General features: G+C 62.2%; 21 protein-coding genes. 11 read left to right on the forward strand and 10 right to left on the reverse strand.

Translation table 11 applies throughout. From position 1 onward, the window contains the following. Positions 1-15: 15 nt before the first annotated feature. The 4 genes from EB235_RS12530 to hemF form a co-directional block, all read right to left on the reverse strand. On the reverse strand, positions 16-996 hold the full coding sequence (locus tag EB235_RS12530) for a S8 family serine peptidase (RefSeq protein WP_080680811.1): 981 nt from the start codon (positions 994-996) through the stop codon (positions 16-18). Positions 997-1079: 83 nt separating this feature from the next. Beyond that, the gene (locus EB235_RS12535) at positions 1080-1658 is read right to left on the reverse strand and encodes a hypothetical protein (RefSeq protein WP_032925523.1); all 579 of its coding nucleotides are present in this window, start codon (positions 1656-1658) and stop codon (positions 1080-1082) included. Between the two features lie 292 nt (positions 1659-1950). After that, entirely contained in the window at positions 1951-2136 is a 186-nt protein-coding gene (locus tag EB235_RS12540) for a DUF1059 domain-containing protein (protein ID WP_027030667.1), read from the reverse strand. A gap of 156 nt (positions 2137-2292) precedes the next feature. Then, positions 2293-3153 (reverse strand): oxygen-dependent coproporphyrinogen oxidase, encoded by an 861-nt coding sequence (gene hemF, locus EB235_RS12545; RefSeq protein ID WP_432431173.1) that lies wholly within the window; start codon positions 3151-3153, stop codon positions 2293-2295. Positions 3154-3376: 223 nt separating this feature from the next. Between hemF and EB235_RS12550 the strand changes: the two genes are divergently transcribed. Beyond that, positions 3377-3634 (forward strand): hypothetical protein, encoded by a 258-nt coding sequence (locus EB235_RS12550; RefSeq protein WP_027030665.1) that lies wholly within the window; start codon positions 3377-3379, stop codon positions 3632-3634. Here EB235_RS12550 and soxR read toward each other — a convergent pair. Together soxR and EB235_RS12560 are read right to left on the reverse strand one after the other, a co-directional pair. Beyond that, positions 3631-4077 carry a redox-sensitive transcriptional activator SoxR gene (gene soxR, locus EB235_RS12555; protein ID WP_027030664.1) on the reverse strand — a complete coding sequence of 149 codons (447 nt, stop codon included), beginning with the start codon at positions 4075-4077 and terminating at the stop codon, positions 3631-3633. The genes EB235_RS12550 and soxR overlap by 4 nt on opposite strands. Before the next feature lie 128 nt (positions 4078-4205). Beyond that, positions 4206-4664 (reverse strand): tRNA (cytidine(34)-2'-O)-methyltransferase, encoded by a 459-nt coding sequence (locus EB235_RS12560; RefSeq protein WP_027030663.1) that lies wholly within the window; start codon positions 4662-4664, stop codon positions 4206-4208. 419 nt (positions 4665-5083) lie between these two features. Here EB235_RS12560 and EB235_RS12565 point away from each other — a divergent pair, with 419 nt between their 5' ends. The 4 genes from EB235_RS12565 to EB235_RS12580 are packed head-to-tail and all read left to right on the forward strand — an operon-like array spanning position 5084 to position 9662. Further along, complete coding sequence (locus EB235_RS12565) at positions 5084-5518, forward strand: hypothetical protein (protein WP_245268817.1); 435 nt, start codon at positions 5084-5086, stop codon at positions 5516-5518. 29 nt (positions 5519-5547) lie between these two features. Further along, positions 5548-7434 carry an ABC transporter ATP-binding protein gene (locus tag EB235_RS12570; protein WP_032925522.1) on the forward strand — a complete coding sequence of 629 codons (1887 nt, stop codon included), beginning with the start codon at positions 5548-5550 and terminating at the stop codon, positions 7432-7434. Continuing rightward, entirely contained in the window at positions 7431-9314 is a 1884-nt protein-coding gene (locus EB235_RS12575) for an ABC transporter ATP-binding protein (protein ID WP_027030660.1), read from the forward strand. The genes EB235_RS12570 and EB235_RS12575 overlap by 4 nt, the downstream gene beginning before the upstream one ends. A 36-nt stretch (positions 9315-9350) precedes the next feature. Beyond that, a complete protein-coding gene (locus EB235_RS12580; RefSeq protein WP_027030659.1) occupies positions 9351-9662 on the forward strand; it encodes a DUF6665 family protein in 312 nt (103 codons plus the stop codon). A gap of 3 nt (positions 9663-9665) precedes the next feature. On the opposite strand, the gene EB235_RS12585 is transcribed toward EB235_RS12580, so the two are convergent. Further along, positions 9666-10010 (reverse strand): cupin domain-containing protein, encoded by a 345-nt coding sequence (locus tag EB235_RS12585; RefSeq protein WP_027030658.1) that lies wholly within the window; start codon positions 10008-10010, stop codon positions 9666-9668. Between the two features lie 374 nt (positions 10011-10384). Here EB235_RS12585 and petA point away from each other — a divergent pair, with 374 nt between their 5' ends. The 6 genes from petA to EB235_RS12615 all read left to right on the forward strand — a co-directional run bounded on the left by petA (position 10385) and on the right by EB235_RS12615 (position 15796). Next, positions 10385-10885 carry a ubiquinol-cytochrome c reductase iron-sulfur subunit gene (gene petA, locus EB235_RS12590; RefSeq protein ID WP_245268956.1) on the forward strand — a complete coding sequence of 167 codons (501 nt, stop codon included), beginning with the start codon at positions 10385-10387 and terminating at the stop codon, positions 10883-10885. A 17-nt stretch (positions 10886-10902) separates the two neighbouring features. Further along, the gene (locus tag EB235_RS12595) at positions 10903-12204 is read left to right on the forward strand and encodes a cytochrome b (RefSeq protein WP_027030656.1); all 1302 of its coding nucleotides are present in this window, start codon (positions 10903-10905) and stop codon (positions 12202-12204) included. 27 nt (positions 12205-12231) lie between these two features. Further along, complete coding sequence (locus EB235_RS12600) at positions 12232-13098, forward strand: cytochrome c1 (protein WP_027030655.1); 867 nt, start codon at positions 12232-12234, stop codon at positions 13096-13098. 132 nt (positions 13099-13230) lie between these two features. Beyond that, positions 13231-13926, forward strand: coding sequence for an acid phosphatase (locus EB235_RS12605; RefSeq protein WP_027030654.1), 696 nt, complete (start codon positions 13231-13233; stop codon positions 13924-13926). A 169-nt stretch (positions 13927-14095) separates the two neighbouring features. Continuing rightward, on the forward strand, positions 14096-15241 hold the full coding sequence (locus EB235_RS12610) for an alpha-hydroxy acid oxidase (RefSeq protein ID WP_027030653.1): 1146 nt from the start codon (positions 14096-14098) through the stop codon (positions 15239-15241). Between the two features lie 9 nt (positions 15242-15250). Further along, entirely contained in the window at positions 15251-15796 is a 546-nt protein-coding gene (locus EB235_RS12615; protein ID WP_027030652.1) for an adenine phosphoribosyltransferase, read from the forward strand. Positions 15797-15970: 174 nt separating this feature from the next. Here the strand turns inward: EB235_RS12615 and EB235_RS12620 are convergent, their stop codons facing one another. The 3 genes from EB235_RS12620 to corA form a co-directional block, all read right to left on the reverse strand. Then, positions 15971-16441 (reverse strand): MaoC family dehydratase, encoded by a 471-nt coding sequence (locus EB235_RS12620; protein ID WP_027030651.1) that lies wholly within the window; start codon positions 16439-16441, stop codon positions 15971-15973. Beyond that, positions 16438-16908 carry a MaoC family dehydratase gene (locus tag EB235_RS12625; RefSeq protein WP_027030650.1) on the reverse strand — a complete coding sequence of 157 codons (471 nt, stop codon included), beginning with the start codon at positions 16906-16908 and terminating at the stop codon, positions 16438-16440. The genes EB235_RS12620 and EB235_RS12625 overlap by 4 nt, the downstream gene beginning before the upstream one ends. A 124-nt stretch (positions 16909-17032) precedes the next feature. After that, positions 17033-18007 carry a magnesium/cobalt transporter CorA gene (corA, locus tag EB235_RS12630; RefSeq protein ID WP_027030649.1) on the reverse strand — a complete coding sequence of 325 codons (975 nt, stop codon included), beginning with the start codon at positions 18005-18007 and terminating at the stop codon, positions 17033-17035. Positions 18008-18052 lie beyond the last annotated feature (45 nt).

Consider the following 18052-nt stretch of genomic DNA (forward strand, 5'->3'; position numbering starts at 1 on the left):
ACCGGCGTCGCTCACCTACTTGATCGCTACGGGGGCCAGGGCGCGTGAGAGGCTGGCCTCTCCCTTGCCATAGACGGATGCACTATAGTTGGCCAGCGTGTCGGTACGAGCCGTGTTGAGCAGATCGTTGGTGATCTGGGTCGGCGTGGCCTTGGTGAATTTGCTGCCGATGATCGCCGCATATCCTGAAATGATCGGCGCGGCGAAGGACGTGCCGTAAAGGCCGGTCTTGTCGCTGGTGACACCCACGACGAGGAAATGGCTCTGCACAGCCGTGTTGGAGCCGGCGTAGTTGGAATACCAGGCAAGCTGGGCCTTGTTGGACGTCGTGCCGTTCGTGGACAGCGCGCCGACGAAAATCGCCGAGGGTTTGCCGATCAAAGCGATGTCGAGATAATCCTGCTGGCCGCTGGTGACGCCGCCCACGGCAACCGAATCGTTGCCGGCCGCCTTCGAGACAATTGCCGACCCTTTGGCGGCGTAGGAGATGATGGAAGCTTCCTCCTGGGCCCACCCGATCTTGTTTGAGCTGTAGCCGGCCTTGGCGTACATGCCGTAGCTCAGATTGAGCACATTCAGGCCGCTCGCCAACGGGACGTATGAACTGGTGGTGAAGTCTTTCGACCTGATCGTTGCCAGGGGCGCAACCATGCTGGCTTCCTCGCGGGTCCACTCACCGTGCCGCTGGGTTTGAACCCCGACGCCGAAATTGCCGGAGAAGCGTGACGAGCTGCTGAAGTCGTCGACCATGGTAATGGTGACGCCCTTGCCCTTGTAGCCTGCCGCCCATGCGGCACCGACATCGGGGCTCATCCAGCTCTGCAGCCCCTGCGTCGCCGGTGCGGCCGGGATTGTCGCGCTCACGCATATGGACCCGCCACCGTGGCAGACCGCGGCCATCTCGTCAGCGTCGAGGGCCTCCTGCGCCGATGCGAATGGCGCCGAAAGGACGACAAGGGCGGCGGCGAGGCTGAACTTCATGCAAGTACCCGACATGTTCCTACTCCAGTCAGACAAGAACCAGGATGAGCGATCGCCTTCGGGGCGAGACGAATTCTGCATTTGCAACCTCGCGGCGATCAGAAAGTAACACGATAGTTCAGCCAGAGATGCTGGCTTTCCGGTTTAGCATTAACCAGATATTTCAAGGTTTCCTCAGGCGCCATCTGGCTGGCCGCGAGCCGGCAATTGACGCTATAGCTGCCCAGATCGCCATAGTCGGCTTCGCAGGACTTCTCGGTGAGCTTGCCGCCGATGGTCGTGGTGAGCGACAGGGAAAGCGTACTGTTGGGATTGGGATGCATCTGAGTGAGGAACCCAAGCTTGAGGCTGGGCTCGATCCGATACTTCTCGCCCTCTTCTCCGGTCCCGAAACCCCAAAGGATGCCGGTATCCTCGGTGATCTGGGTCAGCAGGTCCACATGCGTGTCGACCCAGCTCGCGCGGTACCACTGGTTGAACGATACAAAGGTCCCGTTCTGCAGTTCGTAACCGCCATTGCCCAGGCCTCTCGCGCGATCGCTTAGCGGCGAACCCTGATGGATGTCGACCAGCGATGTCGTCATTTCCTGGGCAATGGCCGGGGACGCCCCGACGAGCACGCAAAGCAGGAGAGCCGCCATGCGGAAACGCACTCGATTGCCGGACTTTTCGCGCATGCGCGAAACACCTCGCCCCACCGTTCCGGATCAGTGCCTGGGGCGACGGGCTTCTCTGGCAGCCCACTGCAGCCGGATTATCCGCGCGACATTGGCACGGGTTCGGTTACCGCAGGGTTTACTTTAGCGGAGGCAAATATAATTTTTCGACCTGAAAAAATCCGCCTCGCGCCGTGACCGCGATGGCGTCAGACGCGAGTCGCGTCCCAAAGCTGTTTTTACCCGCTGCATCCGATGGTGAGCGCCGGCGCGGTTCGCTTGCCGCCGCCCACGAAGCAAAGCCGGGTAAAAGCTAGGCGGCGTCGCGGACCTTCTCGATGCGCGAGCGGATCGCCTCGATCATCGTTTCGCGGATGACAGTCTCGCCATGCGTCTCGCGCATATGCTCGACGGCGCGGCGCATCACTTCGGCTTCCTCGTCGGCACGGGTGTGCCATTCACAGCCGGGAACGAGCGACCCGCAGTGAAATTCCTTCATTGGATTTCTCCTTTTCCTCCGGGGAGCCGGTCAGGGGCTCCGCCACTTTTCTTGGCTCACGGTCCAGCTTTGGACCGCCAGCGGGGCAATGACCATAACACGCGACGGGCCGTCTGGTTGCATCAAAGCTGCGTGCGCTTTCCGCAGAGCCGAGACTTACGGCCAGCGGACCTCAGGCGGCAGGCTGGACAGGATCGCGGCGACATTGCCGCCCGTTTTCAAGCCAAAGATGGTGCCGCGGTCGTGAAGCAGGTTGAATTCGACGTAGCGGCCACGGCGGATGAGCTGTTCATCGCGGTCGCCATCGGTCCAGTTCTCGTTGAAGTTGGCGCGCACGAGGTGGCCGTAGACGACGAGAAACGAGCGTCCGACGTCCTGGACGAAGTTGAAGTCGGCATTCCAGCCGCCCTTCTCCTCGCCCGAATGCAGCCAGTCGAAGAAGATGCCACCGGTGCCGCGCGGCTCGTTGCGGTGGGGCAGATAGAAATACTCGTCGCACCATGTCTTGAATTTCGGATAATCGGCGACGTCGGCGTTCTTCTCGCAGGCGAACTGCATGGCGCGGTGGAAGGCGACGGTGTCAGGGTCTTCCTGGGTGCGGCGGCGGTCGAGCACCGGCGTCAGGTCGGCGCCGCCGCCGAACCATTGGCGCGAGGTGACAACCATGCGCGTGTTCATGTGCACGGCCGGAACGTGGGGATTCCAGGGGTGGGCGATCAGCGAGATGCCGGACGCCCAGAAGCGCGGGTCTTCCTCGGCGCCGGGCATCTGCCTCCTGAATTCGGGCGAGAACTCGCCATGGACGGTCGAGGTGTGGACGCCGACCTTCTCGAAGACGCGGCCATGCATCATCGACATCGTGCCGCCGCCGCCCTTGCCGGCATCGCGTTCCCAGGGCGTCTTTTCGAAACGGCCGGGCGACCAGGAGGCCAAGGGGCCGCCAAGATCCTGCTCGATCTGCTCGAAGGTGCCGCAGATACGTTCGCGCAAGGCTTCGAACCAGAGGCGGGCCTTCATCTTCTTCTGTTCGATGTCGGCGGGCAGGCCAGCTTGTATTTCAGGTCGTTCCAAAGCGCCGTCTCCGGTTGCGGGCGGTCGAGTCGACAAAAGACTCGTCTTTTCCGGGCGCGATCCCTAATCTCTTGAGGAACAGGGTCAAGTCACTTTGGTTTTGCGCATGATCCTTTCCGAAACTCAGGTTCCGGTTTCGGGGGCATGCGCCAGGTGCAAGGAGTGGTTCGTGCGCACCCCGGCAAGACCGCCGCTGGATGGCCTGAAGAAAAGGCTCGACCAAAGCCGCGCCGAGCGTGCGCGCATGCCGCGCGACGGCTTTTTGCGCGAGACCTTCGTCCTGCCGCGCTCCGATGCGCGGCTCAAGGCCAAGGAATGGTTCGAGCGCTTTCCCAAGCAGGCCTACTGGACCGAGATCGAAAGCTGGTTCGAGCGGCCGGGCGACCTGATCGAGTTCACCATCAGGCGATTGCCCGTGGCGGATTAGGGTGCCGCCAAAAGGCGCCTCGCCCCTGTGCCTTCCCTTGCCAGCCGGTCGCCCTTGTTCCGGAGTGGGCATTTGTCGATCGACATGCAGCCGCAGCCGATGCAGTCGGTCAGCCCGTCGCGCAGCTTCTTCAGCTGGGCGATCTTGTGGTCGAGCCCGTCGCGCCAGGCGGTCGACAGCAGGTTCCAGTCGTCGCGCGTCGGTGTGCGGCCCTCCGGTAGTGAAGCCAAGGCCTCGCCGATCTCGGCCAGAGAGATGCCGACCTCCTGGGCGACCTTGATGATCGCCACGCGCCGCAGCACGTCGCGGCCGTAGCGGCGCTGGTTACCTGAGGTGCGGTGGCTGCGGATCAGTCCGCGCGCTTCATAGAAATGCAGCGCCGACACCGCGACGCCGCTGCGCACGGCCACCTGGCCGACCGTCAATTCCGTTACTGGAGCCATTTCCGATTTTCCGCTTGACCTCAACTTAAGTTGAGCTTGTAGCGAGGAAATGTTGATCGGGCAAATGACAGGAGAGGGCGATGTGCGCCTGGGTAAAGATGACAGCAGACGGCCTTGCCGGTGAACCCCTATCCGAGCTGCCGGATGGCTTCGCCCGCCACCATGGCGACGGACAGCGCGACGTTGATGCTGCGCGCGCTGCCTTGCATAGGGATGGTCAGCCGCGCATCCGCCGCCTGATGGACCGGATCCGGCACGCCTGCGGATTCGCGACCGAACAGGAGGATGTCGCCGTCCCTGAAACTGAAACTGGTGTAGGGGGTCGTCGCTTTGGTCGACAGAAGCACCAGCCGATCCGCGCGCGCCTTGCGCCAGTCCTCGAAGGCGTTCCAGTCGACGTGCCGGGTCAAGGCAGCCATTTCGAGGTAGTCCATGCCGGCGCGCTTGAGCGCTTTGTCGGAGAGCGGAAAGCCGGCCGGCTCGATGATGTCGACGCCAAGGCCGAGGCACGCGGCCAGGCGCAGGATTGTCCCGGTATTGCCGGCAATGTCCGGCTGGTAGAGCGCGATGCGGAGACGACCGTTCATTTCCGCGTCCTTCTAATAAGTGGCAGATCGGCAACAGCGGGCTCGCGGTTTTGGAAATTGCGGGACCTGCGGGTGGCCATTTTTTTCGAAGTCGGGTATACGGCCAGCATTGTCAACCCGAACCGATGGAGGGGAAACTCATGATGACCATGCACATCCAGCGCCCCTCTCGTGGGCTTACCTGCCTGCCGGCGGTTTCGGTACGACAATTCTCCTGACTCTCTAAGACTTGATCGCACCGATTCCCGCCGAAGCGTTTTTTCGGTCGAAGGAATGCTGCGATGTTTTTCAAAAAGTCAAAAGGGCTGAACGCCCGAACTGAACACGTCCAGACCGATGCCTGTCGTGTCCAGACCGACTCGTTCAGTCGTGTCCAGACCGACGCAATCCATGCCTCCGGCCGAATGCCGGCGGACGATATGGATTCGCCTTTTCATCTCTATTTTCACACGGAGGACGGACCGATGTTCGATCCCTACAGAATACCTGGCTCGAGGAGCCTGCATATCCACCGACTGCCGACCTGGGCGCTGTTGATCGGCGACACTTATTCGACGGCGGTTCACGCCGAAGTTCGTCGTCGGCCGCATCGCGGCATGCTGCCGGACGTCGATTTCTCGCGCGCGGTTCCCGATCCGAGCCGGCCGTCGCTGGTGCGCCGGATCATCCGGCTGATCCGGCCGGGTGCGAAAATCCAGCTTGTCGACACCGCACCGTCAGGATCGACAAACGACCCTGTCGGCGAAAAGCCCGCGAGCCCCTATATTGCGCGAAGCAGGGCCGACGGTCCGGATGATTCCGGACCGTCGGCCCTCGGCGCCGCCGGGGACTTCGTACGTCGCCAAGCCGCGTAAGCGGGAAACAGATTTTACAGGCATGACCTATGTTGTTGTTTAGCTGGTTTGAAAGAAGGCTCGATCCGTTCCCGGCAGCGGAACCCGTCGAGCCGCCCAAGACGCTGGTGGCCTTCTGCCTGCATTATACGCGTGGCGCATGGCCCTATATCCTTGTCGACGCGGTGCTGGTGGCGGCCATCGCCATCGCGGAAGTGTGGATGTTCGGCTTCCTCGGCAGCATCGTCGACTGGCTGTCGGCAGCGAACCGCGAAACCTTCCTGCAGACGGAAAGCTGGAAGCTCGCCGGCATGGCCTTCATCGTGCTGTTCGCGCTGCCGGGCACGGTGTGGCTGCATTCGCTGCTCAACCAGCAGACGCTGATGGGCAACTATCCCATGCGCATTCGCTGGCAGGTGCATCGCTACCTGCTCAAGCAATCGATGAGTTTTTACCAGGACGAGTTTGCCGGCCGCATCGCCACCAAGCTGATGCAGACGGCACTCGCCGTGCGCGAATGCGTCATCAAGGTGCTCGACGTCCTGAACTACGTCATCGTCTATTTTCTCGGCATGCTTTACATCGTCGGCTCGGCCGACTGGCGGCTGGCCGCGCCGCTGGCCGTCTGGCTGGTCGGCTACATCCTGTTGCTGCGCTTTTTCATTCCGCGCCTGGGCAAGGTTGGCGAGGAACAGGCCAATGCGCGCTCGGTCATGACCGGCCGCGTCGTCGACAGCTATTCCAACATCCAGACGGTCAAGCTGTTTTCCCATTCGCGCCGCGAGGCCACTTTCGCCAGGGAAGGCATGACGGGCTTTCTCGACACGGTCTATCGGTCGATGCGGCTGGTGACGGTGCTTTTCGGCTCGCTCTACATTTTGAACTCATTGCTGCTGTTCTCGGTCACCGCCATTTCGCTGTGGCTGTGGATGGGCCAAGTGGTGACGATCGGCGCGGTCGCCGTGGTCATTGGCCTGGTGCTCAGAATGTGGGGCATGTCGCAATGGATCATGTGGGAAATGTCGGGCCTGTTCGAGAACATCGGCACCGTGCATGACGGCATCGCCTCGATCTCGCTGCCACGGCTTGTCGAGGACAGGCCGGATGCGAAGGAGATCAGCGTTTCCAGGGGCGAAATCCGCTTCGAGGATATCCGCTTTCACTATGGCAAGCAGAAGGGCGTCATCGAGGGCTTGTCGCTGACGGTGAGACCTGGCGAGAAGGTCGGCATTGTCGGCCGCTCGGGCGCCGGCAAGTCGACGCTGGTCAATCTACTCCTGCGCTTCTACGATCTGGAAAGCGGCCGGATCCTGATCGACGGCCAGGAGATCGCCGGCGTGAAGCAGGATTCGCTGCGCGCGCAGATCGGCATGGTCACGCAGGATACTTCGCTGCTGCATCGTTCGGTGCGCGAGAACATCCTCTATGGCCGGCCGGACGCGTCAGAAGAGATGCTTGTCGAGGCGGCGCGGCGCGCCGAGGCGTTGGGCTTCATCGGCGGGCTTTTGGATCACAATGGTCGCAACGGGTTCGATGCCTATGTCGGTGACCGCGGCGTCAAATTGTCCGGCGGCCAGCGGCAACGCATCGCCATTGCTCGCGTTATGTTGAAGGATGCGCCGATACTTATCCTTGACGAGGCGACGTCGGCGCTGGATTCCGAGGCGGAAGCGGCCATCCAGGAGAACCTCTACAAGCTCATGCAAGGCAAGACCGTCATCGCCATTGCCCACCGGCTGTCGACCATCGCGGCGATGGACAGGCTCGTGGTGATGGACCAGGGTCGGGTCATCGAGGAGGGTTCGCACGACGAACTGGTCGCCAAGGGCGGGCTCTACGCCCAGCTCTGGCAGCGTCAGTCGGGCGGGTTCCTGCTCGAGGACATCCCGACAGATGTTGCCAATGATGCAATTGCAAAGGGCCAAGCTGCCGAATGATGACAGCCGTCTATCGCTGGTTCGAGAACTGGGTCTATCCGTTCAGGGAGCCGGCGAACCTTCGGCCACCGTCCAGCGTTGGCGGGTTTCTCTGGCACTATGTCGGCCAGGCGAAGTTCGCCTTCTTCGCCATGCTGGTCATCGGCGGCATCGCGCCGCTGGTCGAAGCCGGCCTGTTCTATTTCGTCGGGCGGCTTGTCGATATCCTCGACCAGCTTCCCGGCGAACGCAGTTGGCATGCGCTGTGGACCGCCGCCGGTCCCGAGCTGGTGTTCATGATCGCGGTGGTGCTGGTCATCCGCACCATCGTTGTCGGCCTGTCGGCGCTGGTCGACGAGCAGACGATCACGCCCGGCTTCTACAATCTGGTGCGCTGGCAGGCGCACCGGCATGTCTCGCGCCAGTCCTACGCCTTCTTCCAGAACGATTTCGCCGGCCGCATCGCGACAAAAGTCTGGCAGGCGGGGCAGGCGACCGGCGATCTGATGGAAAGCTTCATCGAGGTCGTCTGGTTCATGCTCGTCTATACGGTGACGACGCTGGCGCTGGTCGCCGGGCTTGACCTGCGGCTGGCGGCGCTTGTGGTGATCTGGATCGTCGCCTTTGGCTTGCTGGCAAGGCTCTATCTGCCGGCGATCCGCAAGAATGCCGAGGCCACGGCCGAAGCAGGTTCAATGATCAATGGCCGCATCGTCGATTCCTATTCCAACGTGCAGACGCTGAAACTGTTTTCGGCCGATGGCGACGACCGCTACATCAGGAACGGCTTCGACATTTATCTCGATGCACTGCGCCCCTTCACCCGCCGGCTGACCGGCGTGCGCATGGCGCTGACCACGCTGTCGGGCATCATGATCACGGTGATCGGCTGTTTTGCCGTCTATCTCTGGGTCGAGGGTTCGATCACCGTCGGCGCGGTCGCCTTCACGCTTTCCCTCGTCTTGCGGCTCAACATGCTGCTCGGCCGGCTGATGATGCAGCTCAACGGCATCTTGCGAAATCTAGGCGTGCTGGAAAACTCCAAGGCACTGATCTCGCAGCCGCTCGGCCTCATCGATGCGCCCGACGCCAAGGAGCTCACCGTAGCGGGAGGCCGCATCGAGGTGAAGAATGTCGAGTTCCACTATGGCAAGGGCTTCGGCGTGCTGAACGGCATCGACCTCGTCGTCAAGCCGGGCGAGAAGGTTGGGCTGGTCGGCCCATCGGGTGCGGGCAAGACGACGCTCGCCAATCTGATCCTGCGGCTCTACGACCTCGAAAGCGGCAAGATCCTGATCGACGGGCAGGACATCGCCGGGGTCACCCAGAATTCGCTGCGCGCCAACATCGGCGTCGTCAGCCAGGACACAGCATTGTTCCACCGGTCGCTGCGCGACAACATCAAGCTCGGCATGCCCGACGCGACCGACGCCGAAGTGATCGTGGCGGCCAGGAAGGCCGAGGCGCACGAGTTCATCCTTACCTTGCGCGACAACAAGGACCGTGCCGGCTACGAGGCGTTTGTCGGCGAGCGCGGTGTGAAACTGTCCGGCGGCCAGCGCCAGCGCGTGGCGATCGCCCGTGTCTTCCTCAAGGATGCGCCGATCCTGATCCTCGACGAGGCGACCTCGGCGCTCGATTCCGACATCGAGGCGGCGATCCAGGAGAACCTTACCAGGCTGATGGAAAACAAGACCGTGATCGCCATCGCGCACCGCCTGTCGACGATCGCCGCCCTTGACCGGCTAGTGGTGCTGGATGGCGGCCGCATCGTCGAGCAGGGCACGCATGACGAACTGGTGGCGCTCGACGGGCTTTATGCGCGGCTTTGGAAGCGACAATCGGGCGGCTTTCTCTATCACGAGGAAAGCGTGCTGGAAGAAACACGGCCGGCTGAATAGATTTGGTGATGCTGTCTTTGATCGGAGATTGAGGCAATGTCCGTGCGCATGCCGTCGAATTTCGGGAGATCAAGCGCCCAGGAAACGGCGTTTGATGTGCTTGGCCATGAAATCCTCGCCGAAAAGGCGGCGGCGCTCGGCCGCGCCGGGCAAAAGGTCGAGGAAACGCTCGCCCGGCTGGGCGCCAATGCCGACGAGGAACTGCGCCCGAGGCTTCTCAAGGAGGCTGCAGCAGCCGTTCATGCCTATTTCATCCAGCGTGAACTGTGCGGCTTGCGCAGGCACGATGCCGTCATCCGCGAATATGCCATCCCGAAGGCCGTGCTGGTACGGTTGGGAGCGGCGTAAGGATCATTCCAGCCATTCGGTGACGAACGTGCCGTTCTCGTGAATGTCGGTGGTTTCCAGTGGACCCGGACCGAGATTGGTGAATTTGTGCGGCGTGTTGGGCGGAACGATCAGGATCTGGCCGGCGGAGGCCTCGATTTCCTGGTCGCCGACCGTGAACAGGCCGGTGCCCTGACGGATGATGAAAATCTCTGCGTAGGGATGGGAGTGCAGGCGCGGGCCGCCGCCGACATCAGGCAGGTGGTTGAAGATCAGGCAGGAGTTGGAGCCGTAGGCGCCGCATTGCAGCTCGCCCTTCCAACGGTCGGGGCGAACAGCCCATTCCTCACGATCGATGACGTGCACCATGGGCTGAGGATAGGTCACGTCGGCGTTCCCTGTCGAGGGGAGCTGGAGTGCCGGATTTTGCTGATATTTCCCGGTTGTTTAGCCGCCTTTTGCGGCCATTCGCCGTCTCGCCGCGCGATAGGGGATTTTGTCCCCGCGACAATCTGCCCTTGTGCCTTGACCCGTCTGGACAAAAACGGGCTTCACGCATAAACCGAAGTCCAAATGCCGGAGGAATTCGCTAGCCTGTTCGCCATGCGCTGTCGGGTTGGCGTAATTGAGCGGGGAACAAGGCTCAGCCACCGGCGCGGAAGAGGCGAAAGGATCAGGCACCCGTGAGCGCAACCGACATCCAGGATCCCAATCGTCGAGACTTTCTCTACGTCGCCACCGGCATGGCCGCCGTGGTCGGCGCCGGTGCCTTCGCATGGCCGTTCATCGACCAGATGCGCCCTGATGCCTCGACGCTGGCGCTCGCCTCGGTCGAGGTCGACGTCGCCTCGCTGACGCCGGGAAGTTCGTTGATCGTCAAGTGGCGTGGCAAGCCGGTCGTGGTGCGCAACCGCACTGAAAAAGAAATGAAGGACGGCGAGGCCGTCAACCTGGCCGATCTCAAGGATCCGATTGCCCGCAACGCCAACCTACCGTCCGATGCACCGGCGACCGACGCCAACCGCACCACGCCCGGCAAGGAAGCCTGGATGGTGATGGTTCAGGTCTGCACGCATCTGGGCTGTATTCCGCTCGGCCAGGAAGGCGATTTCGGCGGCTGGTTCTGCCCGTGCCATGGTTCGCAATACGACACCGCCGGCCGCATCCGCAAAGGCCCGGCACCCGAGAACATGGCTGTTCCGGTATTCAAGTTCATTTCCGATACCAAAATCCTTATCGGTTGAGGCAGGGGGACATTTCGATGAGCGAGGGACACTCGACCTACACGCCCAAAACCGGTATCGAACGCTGGTTCGACGCCCGCATGCCGCTGCCGCGGCTGGTCTATGACAGCTTCGTCGCCTATCCGGTGCCGCGCAACCTCAACTACATGTGGACCTTCGGCGGTATCCTGTCGATCATGCTGGTGGCGCAGATCCTGACCGGCATCGTGCTGGCCATGCACTATACGGCCGACACCAATCTCGCCTTCGGCTCGGTCGAGAAGATCATGCGCGACGTCAATTCCGGCTGGCTCTTGCGCTACATGCATGCCAACGGCGCGTCGTTCTTCTTCATCGCCGTCTATATGCACATCTTCCGGGGCCTCTATTACGGCTCCTACAAGGCGCCGCGCGAGCTGCTCTGGATCCTCGGCTGCATCATCTACCTCCTGATGATGGCGACCGGCTTCATGGGCTACGTGCTGCCATGGGGACAGATGAGCTTCTGGGGCGCCACCGTCATCACCGGCTTCTTCAGCGCCATACCGCTTGTCGGCAACTGGATCCAGCAGCTGCTGCTTGGCGGCTTCGCCGTCGACAATCCGACGCTGAACCGCTTCTTTGCGCTGCATTATCTCCTGCCGTTCATGATTGCCGGCGTCGTCGTGCTGCACGTCTGGGCGCTGCATGTCGTGGGCCAGTCGAACCCGACCGGCATCGAGGTCAAGTCGAAGACCGACACCGTCGCCTTCACGCCCTATGCGACCATCAAGGACGCGTTCGGCATGATCGTGTTCCTGTTCATCTTCGCCTATTTCATCTTCTTCCTGCCGAACTATCTCGGCCATCCCGACAACTACATCGTCGCCAACCCGCTGAAGACGCCGGCCCACATCGTGCCGGAATGGTACTTCCTGCCGTTCTACGCGATCCTGCGCGCCATCACCTTCAACATCGGGCCGATCAACTCCAAGCTCGGCGGCGTGCTGTGCATGTTTGGCGCCATCGTCATGCTGTTCCTGGTGCCGTGGCTCGACACCTCCAAGGTTCGCTCGGCGGTCTACCGGCCCTGGTACAAGCTGTTCTTCTGGCTGTTCGTGGCCGACGCCATCCTGCTTGGCTGGCTGGGCTCGCAGCCGGCGGAAGGCAGCTATGTGTTCATGGCGCAGATGGCGACACTGTTCTACTTCGCCTTCTTCCTGATCGCGCTGCCGGTGCTTGGCCTGATCGAGACGCCGCGCAGGCTGCCGAACTCGATCACCGAGGCGGTGCTCGAAAAGAACAAGGGCGGCAGCGGGCATCCGGTGGGCGCCACGGCCGCGCCAGAGACCAAGGGCTGAGCGGTAGAGAATCTAAGGGGATTTGGCATGAAAAAGATTCTCACCTCGCTGGCGCTGATCAGCCTTGTGGCCGCCGGCGGTGCGGCGTTCGCGGCCGAAGAAGCACACAACGCGGCGGCACCGACGCATTTCCCGATCAACGAGCCGAAGGAAATGAGCTGGAGCTTTACCGGCCCGTTCGGCACTTACGACAAGGGCCAGCTGCAGCGCGGCCTGAAGGTCTATAAGGAAGTCTGCTCGGCCTGCCATTCGATGAATTTGGTGGCGTTCCGCACGCTGGAAGGCCCGACGGGCCTTGGCTATTCGGATGCACAGATCAAGTCGCTGGCAGCCACCTATACCATCCATGACGGCCCCAACGATGCCGGCGAAATGTTCGACCGCCCCGGCAAGCCGTCGGACTATTTTCCGGCGCCGTTCGCCAACGAGCAGGCCGCTGCCGCCTCCAATGGCGGCGCCGCTCCGCCTGACATGTCGCTGCTGGCCAAGGCGCGCGGCGTCGAGCGCGGCTTTCCGCAGTTCGTCTTCGACATCTTCACGCAGTATGACGCGGGTGGCCCGGACTATATCCATTCGTTGCTGACCGGCTATGACCAGACGCCGCCTGCCGGAATGGTCATCCCCGAGGGCACGCACTACAATCCGTACTTCATGTCCGGCGTGTCGCTGAAAATGCCCAAGCCACTCTCCGACGGCCAGGTGACCTATGATGACGGCTCGCCGCAGACCGTCGACCAATACGCCCGCGATGTCTCGACCTTCCTGATGTGGGCGGCCGAGCCGCACATGGAGGCCCGCAAGCATACCGGCGTCAACGTGCTGTTTTTCCTCCTGATATTCGGCGGGCTGGTCTACCTCGTCAAGCGGAAGGTATGGGAAGGCGTGGCGCACTAAATCGCGCCAGAGCTGTACAGGAATACGAAAGGGCGCCTCTTGGCGCCCTTTCGTATTTCCGGGGCCGTGATGTCACATGGCCGTCATCGCATCTGATGATCCTGCGGCATTCTCAAACAAAGGATTGCCCCCATGAAGAAATATGCATCGCTCGCCGCGGGTCTGTTGTTGCTGGTCATCGGCTCGGCCGCCCAGGCCGAAGACGCAAAACCCTTCGTCACCAACAAGGATATCGACCTGACGATGATTCTGCCGCCACCGCCGGCAAACGATTCGGCTGAGACCAAGGCCGAACTCGGTGAGGTTCTGACACTGCAGGTGACGCGCACGCCCGAGATGGTGGCCAGCGCCGTTGCCGATGCAGAGGAGAACGTCTGGCGCTTCGCCAATGTGATGGGGCCGAATTTTACCAAGGACAAGCTGCCGAAGTTCAGCGCCTTCTTCGATCGCGTGGTCGAGACCGAAGGCGCCGTCGTCGATCCGGCCAAGGATGTCTGGAAGCGTCCGCGTCCGCACCAGCTCAGCGACCTCGTCAAGCCGGCGGTCAAGCTGTCGAGCTCCGGCTCCTGGCCGTCCGGCCACGCCACCGTCGGCACCATGATGGGCATCATCCTGGCCGACATGGTTCCCGAGAAGCGCGCCGAGATCATGGCGCGCGCGGCCGAATACGCGCACAACCGCGTGGTCGGCGGCATCCATTACCCATCGGACGTCGAGATGGGCAAGATTTCGGGCAGCGTCATTGCCGCGGTGCTGCTCAACCGGGACGATTTCAAGGCCGAATATGATGTGGCCAAGGCCGAGCTTCGTTCCGATCTCGGCATGTAGTCGTCACCAGTCGGTTGCCGACGGGAAGGGGCGCTTCTGGCGCCCCTTTTTCGTTCACAGTCCCACCAAGGGGTGAGTTCGGCAATTAGGCCGTTGGCACGGCGGCATCCGATTGGTATTCGACGCTCCGGCGGCGAAGGCTGGCCGGCATGGCATTTGGAAATCGATGATGCGGCTACGCGACTGTCACAACTTTTCCGACTTCCGGCGCATGGCACAGCAGCGGCTGCCGGGGCCGATCTTCAACTACATCGATGGCGCTGCCGACGATGAAGTCACCTATCGCCGCAACACCGAAAGCTTCGAGACCTGCGACCTTGTTCCCAACGTGTTGCGTGGGGTGAGCGAAATCGACATGTCGGTGACGGTGATGGGCCAGAAGCTGGCGCTACCCTTCTATTGCTCGCCGACAGCCTTGCAGCGGCTGTTCCACCATCAGGGCGAGCGCGCGGTCGCCAAAGCCGCGGCAAAGTATGGCACGATGTTTGGCGTTTCCTCGCTCGGCACCGTCAGCCTCGAGGAAGCGCGCAAGATCAGCAGCAGCCCGCAGGTCTACCAGTTCTACTTCCACCGGGATCGTGGCCTCAACCGGGCGATGATGCAGCGGGCAAAGGCGGTGGGCGTCGAAGTGATGATGCTGACCGTGGACAGCATCACCGGGGGCAACCGCGAGCGCGACAAGCGGACCGGCTTTGCCATTCCTTTCAAGCTCAATCTTGCCGGCATGCTGCAGTTCGCGCTGAAGCCTGGCTGGGCGATCAACTACTTCACCCATGAGGGGTTCAAGCTGCCGCAGCTCGACGAGCATGTCGACATGGGCGGCGGCACGATGTCGATCAGCCGCTATTTCACCGAGATGCTCGATCCGTCGATGACCTGGGACGACGTCGCGGAGATGGTCAAGCTGTGGTCGGGGCCGTTCTGCCTGAAGGGCATCATGTCGGTGGAAGATGCCAGGCGCGCCGTCGACATTGGCTGCAGCGGCATCGTGCTGTCCAACCATGGCGGCCGGCAGCTGGATGGCTCAAGGGCGGCGTTCGACCAGCTTGCCGAGATTGTCGATGCGGTTGGCGACAAGATCGATGTCATCATGGATGGCGGCGTGCAGCGCGGCACGCATGTGCTGAAGGCACTGTCGCTCGGCGCCAAGGCGGTCGGGGTCGGGCGCTATTATCTGTTTCCGCTGGCGGCCGCCGGCCAGCCTGGCGTCGAGCGGGCGCTCGAGCAGATGCGGATCGAGATCGAACGCGGCATGAAGCTGATGGGCTGCAGTTCGATCGAACAATTGTCGCGCAAGAACCTCCGATTCAGGTAATCTCAATCCATGAAATCCTCACTTGAAGACACGCTGCTCGCCGCCATCCGCACCATTCCGGACTATCCGAAGCCCGGCATCCTGTTTCGCGACATCACCACGCTGCTCGGCAATGCGCGCGCCTTTCGCCGCGCCATCGACGAGCTGGTGCATCCCTACGCCGGGCAGAAGATCGACAAGATCGCCGGCATCGAGGCGCGCGGCTTCATCCTTGGCGGCGCCGTTGCCCATCAGCTCTCGGCCGGCTTCGTGCCGATCCGCAAGAAGGGCAAGCTGCCCTATGAGACCGTGCGCGTCGCCTACAGCCTGGAATACGGGCTGGACGAGATGGAGATGCACAAGGACGGCGTTGCGCCCGGTGAGAAGGTGATCCTGGTCGATGATTTGATTGCCACCGGTGGCACGGCGGAAGCGGCAGTCAAGCTGCTGCGCCAGATCGGCGCCGATATTCTCGCCGCCTGCTTCGTCATCGACCTGCCGGATCTGGGCGGGCGCAAGAAGCTCGAGGCCCTTGGCGTGCCGGTGAGGACGCTGATCGGGTTTGAGGGGCATTAGATCTTTCTCCCTCGCCCCGTTTACGGGGAGAGGGAAGCAAAGCGAGCAACGCGAGCGAAGCAGGGTGAGGGGTAAGTACGACGGTCGAGTTCTAGACACTACCGCTGGCGCCGCCCCTCATCCGCCCGTTGGGCACCTTCTCCCCGTGAACGGGGAGAAGGAAGAAGCTCCGCCCTACTCCGTCTTCACCAGCACGGCGCTGTCGAACTCCAGCACCTTGTCGCCGGTCGAATCGAAAGCTTCCGCGCGCAGTGCCAGCATCCGCCAGCCAGGGCGCGAGGCGATGGGGCGGTGGGAAAGGGCTGTCCGCGAGAAGGTTACGGTCTCACCGGCATAGACCGGCTTCAGCCACTTCAGGTTCTTGAAGCCGGGCGAGGGGCCGAATTCCGGGACTGGACCGGGGCCGTTCCAGTTGGCCCCCTCGGCGTCCATGCGGGCCTCGAGGTTGAGCTTCATCCATGTGGCGGCGGTGTGCCAGCCGGAGGCGCAGAGCCCGCCGAGTACGCTCTTCCTGGCGGCCTCTTCGTCGATATGGAAAACCTGCGGATCGTATTTGCGGGCAAACGCCTTGATCGCCTCGGGCTCGAATGTGTGCGAGCCCAGCGTCACCGTGATGCCGATGCGGAAGAATTCGTCCAGGGTCATGCCTGATACCCCGCGGCATCACGAGTCAGGAACATGACGGAATTCTCAAGCTCGAAGACGCTTTCGCCACGCTGGTTGACCAGCTCGCTGCGCATGGTGACGAAGCCGAGTTGCGGCTTCGAGCGGGACAGACGCTTGGCCAGCACGACCAGGTTGCCTCTGAGCGTATCGCCGGCCAGCACCGGTTTCTTCCACTTGACCTGATCGACGCCGGGCGCACCTTGGCAGGTGGAGTCCAAAAGGAAGGCATCGCACAGCATGCGCATGAACATGGCGCAGGTGTGCCAGCCCGAAGCCGACAGGCCGCCCAGGATGCTGGCCTTGCCGGCCTCTTCGTCGAGATGCATCGGCTGGGCATCGAATTCGCTGGCGAATTCGATGATCTCGGCCGCGCTTACCTCTTTGGTGCCGAGGTCGAACGAGGCACCCTCGACGAAATCCTCATAGGCCAATGTCTTCGCCGTCATGGTCTGGCATCCCTGCAGAACGTACGATCCGGGTGGATCGGCAAATCCGGATGCAGGCCACGGGCGATTTGGTCAAGTCCTTTCTGATAAGCCAGCGAGAGGGCGCCGGCACCGGCGGCAGCGGTCAGAGCCAGCCGCGGCGGCGGAAATACCAGAAGGGCAGGATCGCCGACAGGATCATCAGGCCGATGGCGAAGGGATAGCCGAGCTGCCATTTGAGCTCGGGGATGATGTCGAAATTCATGCCGTAGATCGAGGCGACCAGCGTCGGCGGCAGGAAGATGACGGCGGCGACCGAGAAGATCTTGATGATGGCGTTCTGCTCGATCGAGATCATGCCGAGCGTGGCGTCGAGCAGGAAGGAAATCTTCTGCGACAGGAAGGTGGCGTGGTCGGCAAGCGACAGCACGTCGCGCGACAGTGTCTTGATGCGGGCGCGGACATCCTTGCTCATCTTGGTCTGGGTGGCGACATGGGCGAGGAAGCCGGCAAGACGCTGCAGCGAGATCAGGCTGTCGCGCACGGAAGAGGCGATGTCTTCCTTGCGGCCGATGGCTTTCAGCAGTTCCTGGAAGTCGCGGTTGCGCTTCGACACCTTGGTCGAGCGGGCCTCGAAAATGTCGCGCGAAATCGCCTCGATGTCGCGGCCGGCGCGCTCAAGGATATCGGCAAGACGGTCGACGATCGCCTCCAGCAGGCCGATCAGGATGGTATCGCCGCTGGTGCAGCCGGTCGCCACCTTCTCGGCGCGCAGCCGGAAGGTCTTGAAGGCCTTCGGTTCATGGTAGCGAATGGTGATCAGCCTCTTGCCGGCAAGCGCGAAGGTGACCGGCGACATCAAGGGATCGTCGACCTCGGTCTGCGCCGGCAAAGTGGCGGTCATGAAGTAGGCGCCGTCCTCGATGTAGAGGCGGCTGGAAATCTCGATCTCTTCCATCTCCTCGCGGGTCGGGATGGCGACGCCGAGCCAGGCTTCGATGGTGGCTTCTTCTTCCTTGGTCGGATTGATCAGATCGGCCCAGACGACCCTGTCGCCATCGGTCAGCAGATCGTCGGTGAGGCGCAGGCGATCATTGTCGACGACAAAGGCTTTGATCATCGCCAGATTTCCTCTGCCATTGACGTCTGGTATCGGATTGCACGG

The sequence above is a fragment of the Mesorhizobium loti R88b genome (assembly GCF_013170845.1).
Taxonomy (GTDB): domain Bacteria; phylum Pseudomonadota; class Alphaproteobacteria; order Rhizobiales; family Rhizobiaceae; genus Mesorhizobium; species Mesorhizobium loti_B.